Origin of the sequence: Rheinheimera faecalis (assembly GCF_021290965.1) — a bacterium.
Classification (GTDB): domain Bacteria; phylum Pseudomonadota; class Gammaproteobacteria; order Enterobacterales; family Alteromonadaceae; genus Pararheinheimera; species Pararheinheimera faecalis.
In genome coordinates, this window is the sequence record NZ_JAJOYT010000003.1 from 425,409 (window position 1) to 442,015 (window position 16,607).

The 16,607-nt window shown below is 46.0% G+C and carries 16 protein-coding genes; 15 read left to right on the forward strand and 1 reads right to left on the reverse strand.

Going from position 1 to position 16,607, the window contains the following annotated elements; all coding sequences use genetic code 11:
• The first annotated feature begins 16 nt into the window (after positions 1-16).
• From iscU to LSG34_RS08295, 15 genes are all read left to right on the forward strand, one after another.
• On the forward strand, positions 17-400 hold the full coding sequence (iscU, locus tag LSG34_RS08225) for a Fe-S cluster assembly scaffold IscU (RefSeq protein WP_127025628.1): 384 nt from the start codon (positions 17-19) through the stop codon (positions 398-400).
• Between the two features lie 3 nt (positions 401-403).
• Positions 404-727 (forward strand): iron-sulfur cluster assembly protein IscA, encoded by a 324-nt coding sequence (gene iscA, locus LSG34_RS08230; protein WP_233008346.1) that lies wholly within the window; start codon positions 404-406, stop codon positions 725-727.
• Between the two features lie 12 nt (positions 728-739).
• Entirely contained in the window at positions 740-1,261 is a 522-nt protein-coding gene (gene hscB, locus LSG34_RS08235; RefSeq protein ID WP_127025626.1) for a co-chaperone HscB, read from the forward strand.
• Positions 1,262-1,269: 8 nt separating this feature from the next.
• Entirely contained in the window at positions 1,270-3,126 is a 1,857-nt protein-coding gene (gene hscA, locus LSG34_RS08240) for a Fe-S protein assembly chaperone HscA (protein WP_233008347.1), read from the forward strand.
• A gap of 1 nt (position 3,127) precedes the next feature.
• Positions 3,128-3,466 (forward strand): ISC system 2Fe-2S type ferredoxin, encoded by a 339-nt coding sequence (fdx, locus tag LSG34_RS08245; RefSeq protein ID WP_233008348.1) that lies wholly within the window; start codon positions 3,128-3,130, stop codon positions 3,464-3,466.
• Between the two features lie 180 nt (positions 3,467-3,646).
• Entirely contained in the window at positions 3,647-4,078 is a 432-nt protein-coding gene (ndk, locus tag LSG34_RS08250; protein ID WP_233008349.1) for a nucleoside-diphosphate kinase, read from the forward strand.
• Positions 4,079-4,309: 231 nt separating this feature from the next.
• Positions 4,310-5,434, forward strand: coding sequence for a bifunctional tRNA (adenosine(37)-C2)-methyltransferase TrmG/ribosomal RNA large subunit methyltransferase RlmN (locus LSG34_RS08255; RefSeq protein ID WP_233008350.1), 1,125 nt, complete (start codon positions 4,310-4,312; stop codon positions 5,432-5,434).
• A gap of 23 nt (positions 5,435-5,457) precedes the next feature.
• Positions 5,458-6,855, forward strand: a complete 1,398-nt coding sequence (pilW, locus tag LSG34_RS08260) for a type IV pilus biogenesis/stability protein PilW (RefSeq protein WP_233008351.1) — start codon at positions 5,458-5,460, stop codon at positions 6,853-6,855.
• Complete coding sequence (locus tag LSG34_RS08265; RefSeq protein ID WP_233008352.1) at positions 6,852-8,054, forward strand: RodZ domain-containing protein; 1,203 nt, start codon at positions 6,852-6,854, stop codon at positions 8,052-8,054. Before pilW ends, LSG34_RS08265 begins: the two co-directional genes overlap by 4 nt.
• Entirely contained in the window at positions 8,054-9,169 is a 1,116-nt protein-coding gene (gene ispG / locus LSG34_RS08270; protein WP_233008353.1) for a flavodoxin-dependent (E)-4-hydroxy-3-methylbut-2-enyl-diphosphate synthase, read from the forward strand. Before LSG34_RS08265 ends, ispG begins: the two co-directional genes overlap by 1 nt.
• A gap of 44 nt (positions 9,170-9,213) precedes the next feature.
• Positions 9,214-10,488, forward strand: coding sequence for a histidine--tRNA ligase (hisS, locus tag LSG34_RS08275; RefSeq protein ID WP_233008354.1), 1,275 nt, complete (start codon positions 9,214-9,216; stop codon positions 10,486-10,488).
• An 11-nt stretch (positions 10,489-10,499) separates the two neighbouring features.
• The gene (locus tag LSG34_RS08280) at positions 10,500-11,138 is read left to right on the forward strand and encodes a YfgM family protein (RefSeq protein ID WP_233008355.1); all 639 of its coding nucleotides are present in this window, start codon (positions 10,500-10,502) and stop codon (positions 11,136-11,138) included.
• 9 nt (positions 11,139-11,147) lie between these two features.
• A complete protein-coding gene (gene bamB, locus LSG34_RS08285; RefSeq protein WP_233008356.1) occupies positions 11,148-12,332 on the forward strand; it encodes an outer membrane protein assembly factor BamB in 1,185 nt (394 codons plus the stop codon).
• Between the two features lie 186 nt (positions 12,333-12,518).
• Positions 12,519-13,991 carry a ribosome biogenesis GTPase Der gene (der, locus tag LSG34_RS08290; RefSeq protein WP_233008357.1) on the forward strand — a complete coding sequence of 491 codons (1,473 nt, stop codon included), beginning with the start codon at positions 12,519-12,521 and terminating at the stop codon, positions 13,989-13,991.
• 157 nt (positions 13,992-14,148) lie between these two features.
• Entirely contained in the window at positions 14,149-14,553 is a 405-nt protein-coding gene (locus LSG34_RS08295) for a VOC family protein (protein ID WP_233008358.1), read from the forward strand.
• Positions 14,554-14,727: 174 nt separating this feature from the next.
• Here LSG34_RS08295 and LSG34_RS08300 read toward each other — a convergent pair whose 3' ends face one another.
• A complete protein-coding gene (locus LSG34_RS08300) occupies positions 14,728-16,365 on the reverse strand; it encodes a P-loop NTPase fold protein (RefSeq protein WP_233008359.1) in 1,638 nt (545 codons plus the stop codon).
• Positions 16,366-16,607 lie beyond the last annotated feature (242 nt).

Below are 16,607 nucleotides of genomic sequence, written 5' to 3' on the forward strand. Positions count from 1 at the left end.
TAGAGGACTTAGAATCATGGCATACAGTACTAAAGTCATAGACCATTATGAAAATCCGCGTAACGTCGGTTCATTCGCTAAAGACGACCCAACTATAGCTACAGGCATGGTTGGCGCACCGGCTTGTGGTGACGTGATGAAGTTACAGTTAAAAATTAACGACCAGGGCATTATTGAAGATGCCAAGTTCAAGACTTATGGCTGTGGCAGCGCTATTGCATCCAGCTCATTAGTGACTGAATGGGTTAAAGGCAAAAGCATCGACGAAGCTGCTTTAATCAAGAACACCGATATAGCGCAGGAATTGGCTTTACCTCCGGTAAAAATTCACTGCTCTATTCTGGCGGAAGATGCAATCAAAGCAGCCATTGCTGATTACAAACAACGTCACGGGAACTAAGTTATGGCTATTTCAATGACACCAGCGGCAGCGGATCGCGTCAGAAGTTTCCTGAGCAACAGAGGCAAAGGCCTTGGCTTGCGTGTGGGTGTAAAAACCACAGGCTGTTCAGGCTTAGCTTATGTGCTGGAGTTTGTTGACGAGTTAAACGATGACGATCAGGTGTTTGAGCAGAACGATCTGAAACTCATCGTTGACGGTAAAAGTCTGGTCTATATAGACGGCACCCAGCTTGATTTTGTCAAAGAAGGTTTAAACGAAGGGTTCCAGTTTAACAACCCAAACGTCAATGGCGAATGTGGTTGTGGCGAAAGCTTCACCGTTTAACTAAGGGCGCAGATGAATTACTTTCAGCTTTTTCATCTGCCAGCTCAGTTCGAGCTGGATTTGACTGAATTAGGCACCCGTTATCTGGAATTGCAGCGTCAGTTTCATCCGGATAAACATGCAGCTGGCTCTGAGCGCGATAAGCTGATGGCGGTGCAACAAGCAGCCAATATCAACGATGCGTATCACAGTTTAAAACAGCCGTTATTACGTGCCGAACATTTACTGGCGTTACGGGGTTTAAAAATCAGTAACGAGCAGCGTAGCTTTATGGAACCTGCTTTTTTAATGCAGCAAATGGAATTACGTGAGTTGCTGGCAGAGATTAGCGATGCAGCGGATCCTGATGCGTTAATTGATGAAGCCGACCAGCAAATTCAGCAGCAGAAAAAAGCCTTATTACGACAGTTGCAATCGGCACTGGACGCCAACAACCCTGAGCACGATCATCAGGCGGCTGATATAATCCGCAAACTCAAATTTTTCTTTAAGCTGCAGCAAGAGCTGGAGCTGATTGAACAAACACAAGATTAAAGAGCAGCATGGCGTTATTACAAATTGCAGAGCCCGGTCAAAGCGCGGCTCCACATCAGCACAAGTTAGCCGCAGGTATTGATCTCGGTACCACGAATTCTCTGGTTGCTACTGTTCGCAGTGGCGAAGCCAAAACGCTGTTTAATAAAGCAGGGCAGGACATGTTGCCTTCTGTGGTGCGTTACACCAAAGACAACGTCATAGTAGGCCATGCTGCTGCAGCCGAAGCTGTGCTGGATCCACACAACACCATAGTGTCAGTCAAACGTCTGATGGGCCGTGGTTTTGCTGAAATCAACGCCGACGCAGAACATATTCCGTATGAGCTGGTCGATCAGTCTGGTTTAGTGGCTATTAACACCATTCAGGGCATTAAAAACCCGGTTGAAGTCTCAGCTGAAATTCTGGCGACTTTAGCAGATACAGCAAGCCAGACCTTAGGTGGCGAGCTGACGGGTGTGGTTATTACTGTGCCTGCTTATTTTGATGACTCGCAACGTCAGGCGACCAAAGACGCCGCCAAGCTTGCTGGTTTAACTGTATTACGTTTATTAAACGAGCCTACAGCTGCAGCTTTAGCTTATGGCCTGGACTCAGGTCAGGAAGGTGTGGTTGCTGTCTACGATTTAGGTGGTGGCACTTTTGATATCTCTATCCTGCGTTTAAAGCGTGGTGTATTTGAGGTGCTGGCCACAGGTGGAGACTCGGCTTTAGGTGGTGATGATTTTGATCACGCTTTAGTCAACTGGTTACAACAACAAACTGGCCAAAGCACACTTTCGCATTCAGAGCTGCGCCAGTACCTGGTGACAGCCCGCCAAATCAAAGAAAACTTAAGTGCTACAGAGCAGCTGGATTTTGTCCTGCCACTCGCCTCCGGTGAATTTAAAGGCCAGATCAGCCGGTCTGACTTTGATACTTTAATTCAGCCTTTAGTGCGCAAGACCATTCGCGCTTGTAAACAAGTGCTGCGTGATGCCGGTTTAGACACCGAAGAAATTCAACAAGTGGTGATGGTCGGTGGTTCTACCCGCGTGCCATTAGTACGAAGCGCTGTGGCGGAGTTTTTTGCCGCTGAGCCTCTCACTTCGATTGACCCGGATAAAGTAGTCGCCATAGGGGCCGCTATTCAGGCCAACGTGCTGGTCGGTAATAAATCTGACCACGATACTTTACTGCTCGATGTGATCCCGCTGTCTTTAGGTTTGGAGACTATGGGTGGCTTAGTGGAAAAAATTATTCCGCGCAACACAGTGATCCCTGTGGCCCGTGCTCAGGAATTCACCACCTTTAAAGATGGTCAGACCGCTATGGCTATTCATGTGCTGCAAGGCGAACGTGAACTGGTGGATGCTTGTCGTTCTTTAGCCCGTTTTGACCTGACCAACATTCCGGCTATGGCCGCTGGTGGCGCTCATATTCGTGTCACTTTCCAGGTTGATGCTGACGGTTTATTAAGCGTCACAGCTCAGGAAAAATCGACAGGGGTTAGCGCCAGTATTCAGGTCAAACCTTCATACGGTTTAAGTGACGATCAGGTCGCGACCATGATCCAAAGCTCTATGTTGTATGCCAAGCAGGATATGCAGCTGCGCTTGTTAAAAGAGCAACAAGTGGAAGCTGAGCGGGTGCTTGAAGCTGTCACTGTAGCCTTAAATGCCGATGCGGCACTTTTAACTGCAGAAGAAAAATTAAGTGTAGAACAAGCCCTTGCTGAACTTGCGACAGTCAAACAAGGCGACAACACGGCCGCTATTAAAGCTGCCATTGAACATACCAATCATATAACGGATGAGTTTGCAGCACGCCGGATGGACATCTCTATCCGTAAGGCATTGCAAGGTCATAAGGTCGACGAGGTCTGATATGCCACAAATCATCTTTTTACCCCATGCAGAGTTATGCCCTGAAGGTGCAGCTGTTGAAGCCAAAACAGGTGAAACTGTGCTGGATGTTGCTTTACGTTGTGGCATCTCTATTGAACATGCCTGCGAGAAATCCTGTGCCTGCACTACCTGCCACGTCATAGTGCGTGAAGGTTTCCGCTCTCTGAATCCTAGCGATGAGCTGGAAGACGATATGCTGGATAAAGCCTGGGGTTTAGAGCCAGATTCACGTTTAGGTTGCCAGGCACGTATAGCGGACGAAGACTTAACAGTCGAAATCCCTAAATACACAGTCAATATGGTCAGCGAAGGGCATTAAGCCTGGTCTGGTGATATAAAAAAGCAGCTTCGGGCTGCTTTTTTTGTAGTTGCGGCACTGGTTCTGATCACAAAATAAAAGCTTTCTCCTCTCTATTTAGAAAAAATAGGTTTTTTATTTTGCTTAGCGTATAATTCGCGGCCTTAAATTTATTCACCCTTTTGATTACAGGAGTCTGTCATGGCTTTAGAACGTACTTTTTCAATCGTGAAACCAGATGCAGTAGCAAAGAACCACATCGGCGCTATCTACCACCGTTTTGAGTCTGCAGGTTTACGTATTGTTGCAGCTAAAATGTTGCACTTAAGCCAGGAACAGGCTGAAGGCTTCTACGGTGAGCACAAAGAGCGTCCATTTTTCAAAGCTTTAGTATCTTTCATGACCTCTGGCCCAGTAATGGTTCAGGTGTTAGAAGGCGAAGACGCTGTTCGTAAAAACCGTGAAATCATGGGTGCTACTAACCCTAAAGACGCTGCTGCCGGTACTTTACGTGCTGACTACGCTGCAAGCATTGACGAAAACGCTGTTCACGGTTCAGACGCTGCTGCTTCTGCTGCCCGTGAAATCGCGTTCTTCTTCACTGAAGCGGAACTGTGCTCACGTACTCGTTAATTTAAACCGTCGTTCTTGAAGCTGCAGCTTCGTTGACCGCGCGCTTTCGCCCCAGTCACATAGTGAACTATGCTCCTGGGGTCTCACGCACTTGTCGCCTCGCTGCAACTCCAATTACTTAGGTTTAAAAAAGTGTAAAGGGACGATTTATAGAAAAGGGAGCTTAGCTCCCTTTCTATCTATTTAAACTGTCCTATTTTTTATCTATCTATGTTGTGAGGAAAAGCCCAAATGAGCCAAACAGAAAACAAAGTCAATCTGCTTGATCTGACCCGTACCCAGATGAAGGAGTTTTTTGTCTCTATTGGTGAAGCAGGCTTCAGAGCCGATCAGGTGATGAAATGGATCTACCATTTCTGCATCGATGACTTTGATAAAATGACCAACATCAACAAGAAGTTGCGTGACAAATTAAAAGAAAAAGCCGTGATTGCAGCACCAGTTGTGGTGACTCGTCAGGACAGCGCCGATGGCACTATTAAGTTTGTGATGGGGTTGGTTGGTGGTCAGGAAGTTGAAACTGTCTGGATCCCGGAAAAAGACCGCCGCACTTTATGTGTGTCTTCGCAAGTTGGCTGTGCTTTAGAATGTACTTTTTGTTCTACCGCCCAGCAGGGTTTTAACCGCAATTTAAAAGTGTCTGAAATTATTGGCCAGGTCTGGCGTGTAGCTCAGATTATCGGCAGCTACGGCGATACAGGCGAAAAACCAGTCACCAACGTGGTAATGATGGGCATGGGCGAGCCTTTGCTGAATCTGAACAATGTAGTGCCTGCCATGGAGCTGATGCTGGAAGACTTTGGTTTTGGTTTATCCAAACGCCGTGTCACTTTAAGTACTTCAGGTGTAGTACCAGCTTTAGATATGCTGAAAGAGCGTATCGATGTGGCCTTGGCTATTTCTTTACACGCGCCGAATAACACGCTGCGTGATGAGTTAGTGCCGGTCAATAAAAAATACCCTATGGAAGAATTCCTGGCTGCGGCGAAGCGTTATGTTACAGATTCGCGTGCCAACGATAAAGTCACAGTCGAATACGTGATGCTGGATGGTGTTAACGACAGCATGGAACAAGCCCATGAATTAGCGCATGCGCTTAAAGGCACGCCGTCAAAAGTGAACCTGATCCCATTTAACCCATACCCTGGTTCACCGTACAAACGTTCAAGCAATTCCCGCATCGACCGCTTTAATAAAGTGCTGCAGGAACATGGTTATACAGTGATGGTACGTAAGACCCGCGGCGATGATATTGACGCTGCCTGTGGCCAATTAGTGGGTGATGTAATTGACCGTACTAAGCGTTTAGAAAAAAAACAGATGAAAGGTCAGGAGATTTCAGTAAAAATGGTGTAACACTCCATTCAACTGGTACCCTTATGCAAAAACTCAGGCTCCTGGCTTGTGTTATTTTCAGTTTACAGTTGGCAGCTTGTGTCACTGAAACCACAGTAGTGGGCAGTGACCGGCAAATTCGTCCTAAGATGGATCAAAAGGAAGCTGCCCGCACCCGCATTGCTCTCGGCATTAACTACCTGCAACGGGGTGATAATGCGCAGGCCAAGTTTAATCTGGAAAAAGCCAAAAGCTTAGCGCCTGAACTGGCCGAAGTGCATAACGCCATGGCCTATTATTATCAGCAGGTGGCTGAATTCGAAGCCGCAGAAAACTCGTACAAAACAGCCATAGACCTTGAACCCAATAATGCGGACTCCTATAACAATTACGGCGCTTTTTTGTGTCAGCGCGGTAAGTATGATCAAGCCGAACAGTTACTGTTACAGGCGATAAGCCGCCCGGGTTATATCCGCGCCGCCGACAGCTATGAAAACATCGCCTTGTGCCGCTTGGAGCAAAAAGACTTTATTCAGGCCAAAACCTACCTGGATTTATCCATTAAACACAATGCCAGTCGCCCCAGCGCTTTATTTAATCTGGCGTCAGTTAATTATGCGATGGCAGATTTGCCAGCCGCCCAGGTGCTTTTGGATCGAATGCAAAGCGCCTCACAAATTTCGCCCCGTTCTGTGTTGCTGGGGTATTTGATAGCTCAGGAACAACAAGACTACAGTCGGATGCAAACCGCAGAACAGTTATTGCTGACCACCTATCCGCAAAGTCAGGAAACCTTATTATTTAGTCAGGGCAAGTTGAACGAGTCTGAATTTAGCCAACTCCGACAAGACTATAAGCAGCAGTTACTGCAACAACCCGCTGAACAAGTCAAAGCTGGCGTGGTTCAGCCCAAAATCAAAATTACCCGCAAAAAGCCACCTGCAGCTGTGGCAACAGAACAGGCGCAGCTTAGCGCAGCATCAGTTACAGAACCTTTACCTGAAGCACGAATGGTGTCTGAGGAGCTATCTGTCACAGAAAGCGCTGCAGTAGCAGAAAATCAGGCTGAAATGACAGAAGCAGAGTCGGGAGCACAAGTACAGCAACACGAAGTGCAACAAGATGAAACCTTGTATGGCATAGCGGAGCGTTACAGTGTTACTATTAGCGATATAATCAGCTGGAACTCTTTGCGTGATAATCAGCCTATAGTCAGGGGCCAGATCCTTTGGATTGGACAACAAGCACCCCGGCAGATCGAACCACAAATTGAAGTACCAGAACGTTATCAAATCCAGTATGGCGACACCTTATTCCGGATTTCGATGCGTTACAGGGTGAAACTAACCAGCCTGCTGCAATGGAACAACTTAACTGAGCAAAGCCCGATACGGGCTGGGCAATTTATCTACTTAAAAGATCCGGCACAATTGGAATTATGACGACTGAATTAACGCCGCCTAGCAGCGCACCAAAAGCATTAAGCGCAGGCCAAACCCTACGTCAGGCCAGAGAGCAACAAAATCTGACCGTAGCGCAAGTGGCACAGCAATTGAATTTAGGTAAAAGCCTGATAGAAGATCTTGAGCTGGATCAGGTGGATGCCAAGCTGTCCTCAACTTTTGTTCGTGGTTATTTACGCTCTTATGCCAAACTGCTGAAAATACCAGCCCAGCAAGTGTTGGATGCCTACAGTAGTAACTCCAAAGGTTTACATCAGGTACCAAGCCTGACCCGGAGTTTCTCTAAACGCACTGCTAAAGAAGCCACAGAAAACCGCTTTATGTGGGTGACTTATTTTGTTATTGCTGTCTTTGTAGTGTTGCTGGTACTTGGCTTCTGGCAAAGTCGTTTTGGTGGCTCAGCGTCAGGTTCTGCTTTGCCTATGGCGCAAACGGATGAAACTATGCTGGCCAGTGAAGAGGCTAAGCCTGTTGAAACTCAGCCGTATCAGCAAACCGAACAACCACAGGCACAACAGAACAGCATTCCTGTCACTCAGCTGGATCATTCGCCAACAGCGACTGATATACCTGCACTTACCACTGCGCCACAAAGTAGTTTAACCACAGATGTCCCAGCTATTATACCTGGGCAGCCAGAAGCAGTAGTTACACAACCAGCTGCAACAGTGCCGCAGGCTACAACAGAAGCCAATTCTGCTACTACAGGTGCACAAAATACACCTGCTGTCGCAACTCCGGTTCAGACAGCGCCTGAATTGCAGCAAACAAATCCTGCGGTCACAGCCCCAGTTCAAAACGAACCGCAGGCATCAGCTCCGGTAACAAATAACGTTCCGGCTGTTGCAACTGCTGATACTGCAACTGACCAGCCTGCGACTCAAACTACAACCTCAGCTACAGAAACTCCAGCTGCAGCAGTTGATGCATCGGCGAATGCCACTATCAATTTGTCACTGAATGCAGAGTGTTGGGTGGATGTGGTTGATGCGACGGGCAAGCGTTTAGTCTTTGGCAGTCGTCAGGCCGGTGAACAGTTAAATTTACGTGGTGTAGCGCCAGTCAAAGTTTTATTAGGCAACGCAGCCGCAGCCACTCTTAGCTTTAATGGCGAAGCCATTGACCTGTCAGGTTATCCAACAGGTCGGGTCGCCCGGTTAACCCTCGGACAAAACTGATGAGTTACGCAGAAAATCCTATTAAAAGACGCCAGTCGACCCAGATTAAAGTAGGCAATGTACTGATAGGTGGTGATGCCCCTATTGCAGTGCAGTCAATGACCAATACCAAAACCACAGATGTGGCAGCCACAGTGGCGCAAATTCATGCCATTGCCAAAGCTGGCGCTGATTTAGTGCGTGTGTCTGTGCCAACTATGGAAGCGGCAGAAGCCTTTAGGCTGATTAAACAGCAATCGCCTATTCCGTTGGTGGCCGATATTCATTTTGATTACCGTATCGCGCTGAAAGTGGCTGAATACGGTGTCGACTGTTTACGTATCAACCCTGGCAATATAGGTCGAGAAGATCGTATCCGCTCTGTGGTTGAAGCTGCGCGTGATAAAAACATTCCTATCCGTATTGGTGTTAATGGCGGCTCGCTGGAAGCAGATTTACAGGAAAAGTATGGCGAACCTACACCAGAAGCTTTGGTGGAATCGGCAATGCGTCATGTTGAAATTCTGGACAGACTGAACTTCGACCAGTTTAAAGTCAGTGTCAAAGCATCAGACGTATTTTTAGCTGTAGGTGCATACCGCTTGCTGGCTAAACAAATTAAGCAACCGCTGCATTTGGGTATTACTGAAGCAGGCGGGGCTCGTGCCGGCTCAGTGAAGTCTGCTATTGGTCTTGGCATGCTGTTGTCTGAAGGCATAGGCGATACCTTACGTATTTCCTTAGCTGCCGATCCGGTGGAAGAAGTGAAAGTGGGTTTTGATATTTTAAAATCACTACGCATTCGTTCCCGCGGCGTTAATTTTATTGCCTGCCCAAGCTGTTCCCGTCAGGAATTTGATGTGATCAAAACCATGAACGAGCTGGAACAGCGACTGGAAGATATCATCGACCCTGTGACTGTATCCGTCATTGGTTGTGTGGTGAATGGTCCTGGTGAAGCCTTGGTTTCTGATTTAGGTGTGGCGGGTGCGAACCGTATGAGTGGTTTTTACCTCAAAGGCCAGCGGCAGAAATTACGTATTGATAACAACACTGTCGCAGAACAGCTGGAAGCTCAGATACGTTTGTATCTGGAAGAGCAAAAACGACTGATTGAAATTAAACAGCTGGACTGAGCAGCCTCGCTGCATCATCCGCTTAGGATAAAGAGATAAAACCCGTGTCAAAAGATATCCAGGCCATTCGTGGCATGAACGACTGCTTACCTACGGATACCCCGGCATGGCAGTATGTGGAACAGATTTTACGTAAAACAGTGCGCAACTATGGTTACGAAGAAATTCGTTTTCCTATAGTCGAAATGACGGAACTGTTTAAGCGTTCTATCGGCGAAGTAACCGATATCGTTGAAAAAGAAATGTATACCTTTGCGGATCGCAATGGTGACAGCCTGACCTTACGCCCTGAAGGCACTGCAGTTTGCGTGCGTGCAGCCAACCAAAATGGTTTGTTGTACAACCAGGAGCAACGCCTGTGGTACATGGGACCAATGTTCCGTCATGAGCGTCCGCAAAAAGGCCGCTACCGCCAGTTCCACCAGTTTGGTTTAGAAGCTTTTGGTATGGCAGGTCCGGACATTGATGCTGAAGTGATTTTACTCAGTGCCCGTTTGTGGAAGAGCTTAGGTTTATCTGCTCATGTGACTCTGGAGCTGAACTCTTTAGGTTCGAATCAGGCCCGTGCTGATTACCGCGCTGCTTTAGTGGCGTATTTAGAGCAACATAAAGAACTGCTGGATGAAGACAGCTTACGCCGTATGTACAGCAATCCGCTACGTGTGCTGGATAGCAAAAATCCGGTGATGCAAGACATGCTGGGCAAAGCGCCACAGTTGTTAGATTATTTAGATGATGAATCCAAAGCTGATTTTGATGGTCTGCAAAAGCGTTTAAAAGCCGCTGGTGTAGACTTTGTCATCAACCCACGTTTAGTGCGTGGCCTGGATTACTACAACAAAACCGTATTCGAATGGGTGACCAGCAGCTTAGGTTCACAAGGTACAGTCTGTGCCGGTGGCCGCTACGATGGTTTAGTGGAACAGCTGGGTGGTAAAGCCACTCCTGCAGTTGGTTTTGCCTTAGGTATGGAGCGACTGGTATTATTGCTGCAAACCTTAGAGTTATTGCCACAAGCCCAGGCCCAAACTGATATTTATCTGATGGCCTTAGGCGAGAGCGCGGAACTTGCCGCAGTTTCTATTGCCGAAGGCCTGCGGAATGATTTACCGGATTTACGTTTAATGACGCATTCCGGTGGTGGCAACTTAAAGAAACAATTGAAAAAAGCGGATAAGTCTGGTGCCGGCCTTGGCCTGTTATTAGGTGAAACTGAACTGGCTGCAGGCGAAATTACGCTGAAATGGCTCAGAGAAGAAAAGCCACAACAAAATATTAAATTGACTGAATTAAGCGCTTTTATAAAGCAGCTGGTTTAAAGGGATCGAAGATGGAAATTTACAACAGCGAAGAACAACAAGTCGAAGCAATTAAGCGCTTTTGGAAAGAAAACGGCACCGCTATTATCGCTGGTGTAGTGTTAGGTTTAGGTGGTTTGTACGGCTGGCGTTATTTCCAGGACCAGCAGCTGGAAACCACTATGGCCGCGTCAAGCGCTTATACCCAATTGCTGGAGCAACAACAAAAAGCCGCAGATAACCCAGAGTTATTAGCGCAGTTCCAAACTTTTGTTGATAAAAACAGTGACTCTTCTTACGCTTTGCTGGCCGCTTTTGTAGCTGCCAAAGAAGCTGTTGCAAAAGAAGATTACGCCACTGCAGCCAAACAGCTGAACTGGGTAGTCACTACTGCTAAACAACCAGAAATCAAAGCTCTGGCGCAGTTGCGTCTGGCTCGTGTACAAAACGAACAAAAAGATTATCCGGCTGCTTTAGCTACTTTAGCTTTAGCTGTGCCTGAAGCATTTAAAGCCCAACAGCAAGAGCTGACAGGTGACGTGCTGCTGAATTCAGGTGAACTGGCCAAAGCTAAAACTGCTTATCAGGCTGCTGTTGCCGCGACAAAAGATGCTCAGAATCCAATTCTGAAAGTGAAGTTAGACGAACTGGCGCACGTAACTGCTGCTTAAGGTGTAAGAGTGAAGTTATTCAGGTCCCGTATCGGCTTAATGCTGGTGTTGTTGACGACTTTGGCTGCTTGTTCTTCCAAAGAAGAATTGGTTTATCCGGAAATTAACAACAAAATTGAACCCGAAGAAATTTGGAGTGCGTCTGTCGGTGATGGCGTTGAACATTATGATTCAGCGCTGCGTCCATTAATTTATAAAGACAAAGTTTTTGCTGCCAGCCGTGCTGGTTTAGTGATGGCTTTTGACCGTGAAAGCGGCGACCGTCTTTGGACTTTTGATGTGCGTGATGATGGCACTGGTAGTTTTCTGGATGGTCTGAAATTCTGGAGTTCTGAAACTGCCCGTGTTTCAGGTGGTATCAGTCAGGGTTACGATAAGATCTTTATCGGCACTGAGAATGGCGACGTAGTAGCTTTAAATCCTGAAACCGGCGAGCTGGTATGGCGCGTTAAAGTGAAAGGTGAAGTGATTGCCAGTCCTGCTGCAGGCGAAGGTTATGTGCTGGTGAATACCTCAGCTGGTTATTTGTTTGCATTGCATCCGGATACAGGTGAACAACGCTGGATGCATGAGCAGGAAAGCGCCTTGTTAAGCTTACGTGGCACCAGTGAGCCTGTTATGGCCAATGGTGGTGTTATTTTTGGTAGTGGTGCAGGCAAAGTCTCTGTAGTCATTGCTGATAAAGGCATATTGGCATGGGATGCAGCTATTGCTGTGCCAAAAGGTGCAACCGATTTGTCCCGTATGGTCGATGTGGATGCAACTCCTATAGTCGTGGATGGTACTATTTACGCCATTGCATTTAATGGTGAGTTAGTAGCGCTTGAGCTGCGTACAGGCCGTGTGATGTGGAAACGTGAATATGCCAGCTTCCGCGATATGGTGGTTGAAGGTAATACCATTTATCTGGTCGACAGCGTAGGTAAAATCTTTGCGATTGACCGTCGTAACGGTTTAGAGCAGTGGGCTCAGTTAGGCTTACACAAACATTTCCTGACAGGACCTGCAGTCTACAAAGATTATCTGGCCGTGGGTGATGTCGAAGGCAACTTGTTCTGGTTAGATAAAAATACCGGTGAGTTTGTTGCACAGGAATCGTACGGCTCTGGTTTTTACGTGCAGGGCGTCAGCTCAGCCGATGAATTAGTGATCCAAACCCGGGATGGTGAGCTAAGTTTAATACGCTTACCTTAAACCAGCTGAGTATGGAATAAGACAAGGTCGGAGCCGATAAACCATCGCCTCCGGCCTTGTTGTTTAATAAAGTTTAATGATTTATGTAACTGTCATGGCTGAATAAGCCTGGCGTCACAGAGTAAGAAGGCCAGTTGGCCTGCGGTATCCACAAGGATACATAGTAATTTTATTTGAGGTAAAACCATGTTACCTGTAGTGGCTTTGGTTGGCAGAGCCAACGTTGGAAAATCAACATTATTTAACCGTTTGACCCGCACCCGTGATGCCTTAGTGGCGGATTTTCCGGGCCTGACGCGTGACCGTAAATACGGTTCAGTCAAATACGAAGGTTACGAATTCATTGTGGTGGATACCGGTGGTATCGACGGCAATGAGCAAGGCATTGAAGTAGAAATGGCCGAGCAGTCACTGAAAGCCATAGACGAAGCAGACATAGTGCTGTTTATGGTGGACGCCCGTGCTGGCGCTACTGTGGCTGATGATGCGATAGCGCAGCATTTACGCCGTATCAATAAAAAGGTATTTTTAGTCGCTAACAAAACTGATGGTTTAGATGCCGATACAGCCACAGCAGACTTTTATAGTCTGGCGCAGGGTGAAGTGTATCCTATAGCTGCTGTGCATGGCCGAGGCGTGTTGTCTTTGCTGCAACATGCGTTATTGCCTATGTTATCTGAGCAGCAACAGCAGCGCATTGCTGCTATTGAAAGCGGTGAAGAATTACCGGAAGACTTTGAAGAAGAAAGCGAAGAGGACATTTCTCAGGCTAAGGATCAGCATATCAAGCTGGCCATAGTAGGTCGTCCAAACGTCGGTAAATCGACTTTAACCAACCGTATTTTAGGTGAAGAGCGTGTTGTGGTATTCGACATGCCAGGCACGACACGGGATTCAATTTATATCCCTATGACCCGCGGTGAGCGCGAATACACCCTGATAGATACTGCTGGTGTGCGTCGTCGTGGCAAAATTGACGATATGGTCGAAAAGTTCTCTGTGATTAAAACCCTGCAGGCTATTGAAGATGCCAACGTAGTGATTTTAGTGCTGGACGCCCGTTTAGGTATTTCTGACCAGGACTTAAGTATTTTAGGTTTTGTGCTTAACGCTGGCCGCTCATTGGTGATTGCTGTCAATAAATGGGATGGTCTGGACGATCGTATTAAAGACGATGTGAAACGTGAGCTCGACAGACGTTTAGGTTTTATCGACTTTGCCCGTCTGCATTTCATCTCGGCATTACACGGCTCAGGTGTAGGTAACTTATTTGAATCGGTAGAAGAAGCCTTCGACTCGGCTACCCGTCGTGTCAGCACTGCGCTTTTAACCCGTATTATGAAAATGGCAGTGGAAGATCACCAGCCACCTATGGTGAAAGGCCGTCGTGTGAAGCTGAAATACGCCCACGCTGGTGGTTACAATCCGCCTCTGATCGTCATTCACGGTACTCAGGTAGACGACCTGCCAGATTCGTACAAACGTTATCTGATGAACTATTTCCGTAAATCGTTACAGATGATGGGTACTCCGGTACGGATTGAATTCCGCGAAGGTGAAAACCCATTTGCCGGCAAACGTAATATGCTGACGCCAAATCAGCAGTACAAACGTGACCGTATCTTAAAAGCCAGAGCGAATCTGGTGAATAAGAAGTAAGTTTTACAAGGCCAGCGAAAGCTGGCCTTGTTGTTTCTGGGGTTCGCGTCGATACGAAATTGTAGGGCGGGGCTTATCCCTGCCCACCGAATATTGTCGGCGGGCTAGTTGTGATATACCGCCATTCCTTAATCAACCATCCTTACTCTGAGGTTTTATGCTGCATCATGTTTCTTTTGGTGTTTCTGATATTTATCGTTCAGCAGCTTTTTACGACGCTGTGTTGTCGGCTTTAGGTTATGTCCGGGTTTGGGATGATATCAGCGATGATGACCCGGATTGTGCTGTAGGTTATGGCTACAGCAATGGTGGCGATAAATTTGCCATCAAGCTCAGAGCACAGGCTTTGTCAGGTTCAGTACCAGGTTTTCATCTGGCCTTTGCTGCACCAAGCCGGGCTGCTGTAGATGAGTTCCATAAAGCCGCATTGCAACATGGTGGCAAAGACAATGGTGCAGCGGGCCTGAGGCCAGATTATGGCGATGAATATTATGCGGCTTTTGTGATTGACCCTGATGGTTATCATATTGAAGCTGTGATTAATGGGGCTGAGCAGGCATAAGCGTTATACCAATTTGGTAGGTTATGCGTGCCGTATTGTAGGTTGTACTCGCCGTGCAGCGGCATTACAACAATGTAATTTGCCGCAGTAAACATGATTTAAACTCAAAACGTTTCGCCTTTGGCGAGATACTTTCTTTTGCTTAAAGCACACTACACCATTGGCTGTTTGTTTCTAGTAGAACTTAGACATCCTTAATTTATTCAAGACACTAATTTTAGAAATTTTATCCAGTGTATTGGTGACTTTTTGTGCAAGCTCCTGGCAACTGCCAGAGATGAGTAGGAATACTCGAATAAAATCTGTTAAATCTTCACCTTTGAAACTCATAAACAAATCATACATCTGCTCCTCAGTTAGCTCATTGAGTATCTCTGCCTCTGAACTATTGTAAGAATTTGATTTTCTTCTTTTATTCAAAACATCAGTAACTGTAGGCTTCGGATTAAACTGCAAATATGCCTTTCTAAGCTCATCTTTGAACTTTTCATCGTGAATACCGAAAGGATTACGAATAACATTATCCACATCAAATATTTCAGGGGTATCTTTTCTTTTATCTATGAAAAAATAAATAAGCTCATCAGCTAGCTCACCTTTACCTATACCTCTCAAAACCTTCAAGCCATCGCTATACTGAGAGCATGAAGTAGTTGAAGCTATATCTCTCATCCCCGCATCCATTGCTTCTGCAACTTCATCATCGTTAGTCTCGAAAGAATGATGGTAGATTTCCCATGCTTTGTTCCACTTGGTATTTTCTTTCCTAAGATCAACTTCTCTCTGTTTGTGCTGACAGAGTGTGATAAGTTTTTCTTTATCCAGAAAACCTTGCTCAATACCACGTGCAACAGCTAAATCAATTTCATCGGTAAGCTGAAAGCCATAAGAATTCAAAAATCTGTCCCAATTCTTTGTTTTTTTTGCATCCCAGCTATGGCTCTCGTCTTTTTTTCTCAACCCAGAGCGATTAACAAATTTGAATTCTGGGATATGCTCAGGATCTTCACCATGGCAGTAATAACACCAGCTCAACACCACAGTTGAATGTATGACTTGTCGTTTTATCTCGTCATCAAAAGTATCTACCAGTGCTAAGAATTCCTTTGTATGTTCGACTATTTTTATGATTACTCGTTTATTCTTTATATTTAAACCTATACAGCAATCACGCACGTAGCTTCGAAACTCAAAATCAGTTTCATACATAGTATCAAAGCTCTGCTCTGCGGTCGGTTCAAAATGCAGTTGTCGATCTACAATTTTCTCTTTGTATTTTTTGTAGTCTTCAAAACTTTTATCTGTTGAGTCTTCATTAAGCAACAGCACAATCTTGCAGTCTTTTCTCTCTTTAAAAAAAGAAACTAGCCCCATGAAGTCCTTAATTTTTAACCCTTCACTATGTCTTTCAATGTCATCAAAACAAATTATTGTTTCTTTCAAGGCTAGTTGGGAAAGTGAACTAAAAGCTTCTCCAATGCCACTGATATACTGATCTATTATTGGTAGCTTTACGCTTTTGAACCTATCTACCCACATCTTTGCTTGAGCTTTTGCGTTCTTTTTTTGCCCAATAGTTTGGGCATCAATAGCGTTTAGAAGGGTCAATTGCTTGAGCGCATCAATGGAATTGACGCCAAAAAGAGATACGTAGGAATAAGACGTTAAGGCACATTGATCCTTAAATTCTTCGATGCACTTGTCCCAACAATGTGTCTTACCTACTCCCCAATCGCCTTTTATAGCTAATACTTCTGGTGCAGATGTAGATAAAAACGCTTTGATTTGTTGTTTAACTAATTCAGTCGACATTGGGTTGTCTCCAATTTTCCGCAGAATACTACAAACAAAAGGGGATAAACTGTGAATGATGCGGTCATTTCTGCTCAACACTCAATATCGCTAAACCGCTTTGGACATGTCTTGGTAAGGTAAACTCCCGTTCTCAAAAAGTAAACGAGCAAATTGTCTGAATGATAAATATGCAGAAATGAGCATGCTAATGTTTGCTAGTCGCTCTTAGCTACCAATCAGAAAAGCCCATACCCACTACT

Bases quoted from the DNA above. Each gene is read 5' to 3' on its own strand.
- iscU (WP_127025628.1), top strand. From the start codon at position 17: ATGGCATACAGTACTAAAGTCATAGACCATTATGAAAATCCGCGTAAC.
- iscA (WP_233008346.1), top strand. From the start codon at position 404: ATGGCTATTTCAATGACACCAGCGGCAGCGGATCGCGTCAGAAGTTTC.
- hscB (WP_127025626.1), top strand. From the start codon at position 740: ATGAATTACTTTCAGCTTTTTCATCTGCCAGCTCAGTTCGAGCTGGAT.
- hscA (WP_233008347.1), top strand. From the start codon at position 1,270: ATGGCGTTATTACAAATTGCAGAGCCCGGTCAAAGCGCGGCTCCACAT.
- fdx (WP_233008348.1), top strand. From the start codon at position 3,128: ATGCCACAAATCATCTTTTTACCCCATGCAGAGTTATGCCCTGAAGGT.
- ndk (WP_233008349.1), top strand. From the start codon at position 3,647: ATGGCTTTAGAACGTACTTTTTCAATCGTGAAACCAGATGCAGTAGCA.
- LSG34_RS08255 (WP_233008350.1), top strand. From the start codon at position 4,310: ATGAGCCAAACAGAAAACAAAGTCAATCTGCTTGATCTGACCCGTACC.
- pilW (WP_233008351.1), top strand. From the start codon at position 5,458: ATGCAAAAACTCAGGCTCCTGGCTTGTGTTATTTTCAGTTTACAGTTG.
- LSG34_RS08265 (WP_233008352.1), top strand. From the start codon at position 6,852: ATGACGACTGAATTAACGCCGCCTAGCAGCGCACCAAAAGCATTAAGC.
- ispG (WP_233008353.1), top strand. From the start codon at position 8,054: ATGAGTTACGCAGAAAATCCTATTAAAAGACGCCAGTCGACCCAGATT.
- LSG34_RS08280 (WP_233008355.1), top strand. From the start codon at position 10,500: ATGGAAATTTACAACAGCGAAGAACAACAAGTCGAAGCAATTAAGCGC.
- der (WP_233008357.1), top strand. From the start codon at position 12,519: ATGTTACCTGTAGTGGCTTTGGTTGGCAGAGCCAACGTTGGAAAATCA.
- LSG34_RS08295 (WP_233008358.1), top strand. From the start codon at position 14,149: ATGCTGCATCATGTTTCTTTTGGTGTTTCTGATATTTATCGTTCAGCA.
- LSG34_RS08300 (WP_233008359.1), bottom strand. From the start codon at position 16,365: ATGTCGACTGAATTAGTTAAACAACAAATCAAAGCGTTTTTATCTACA.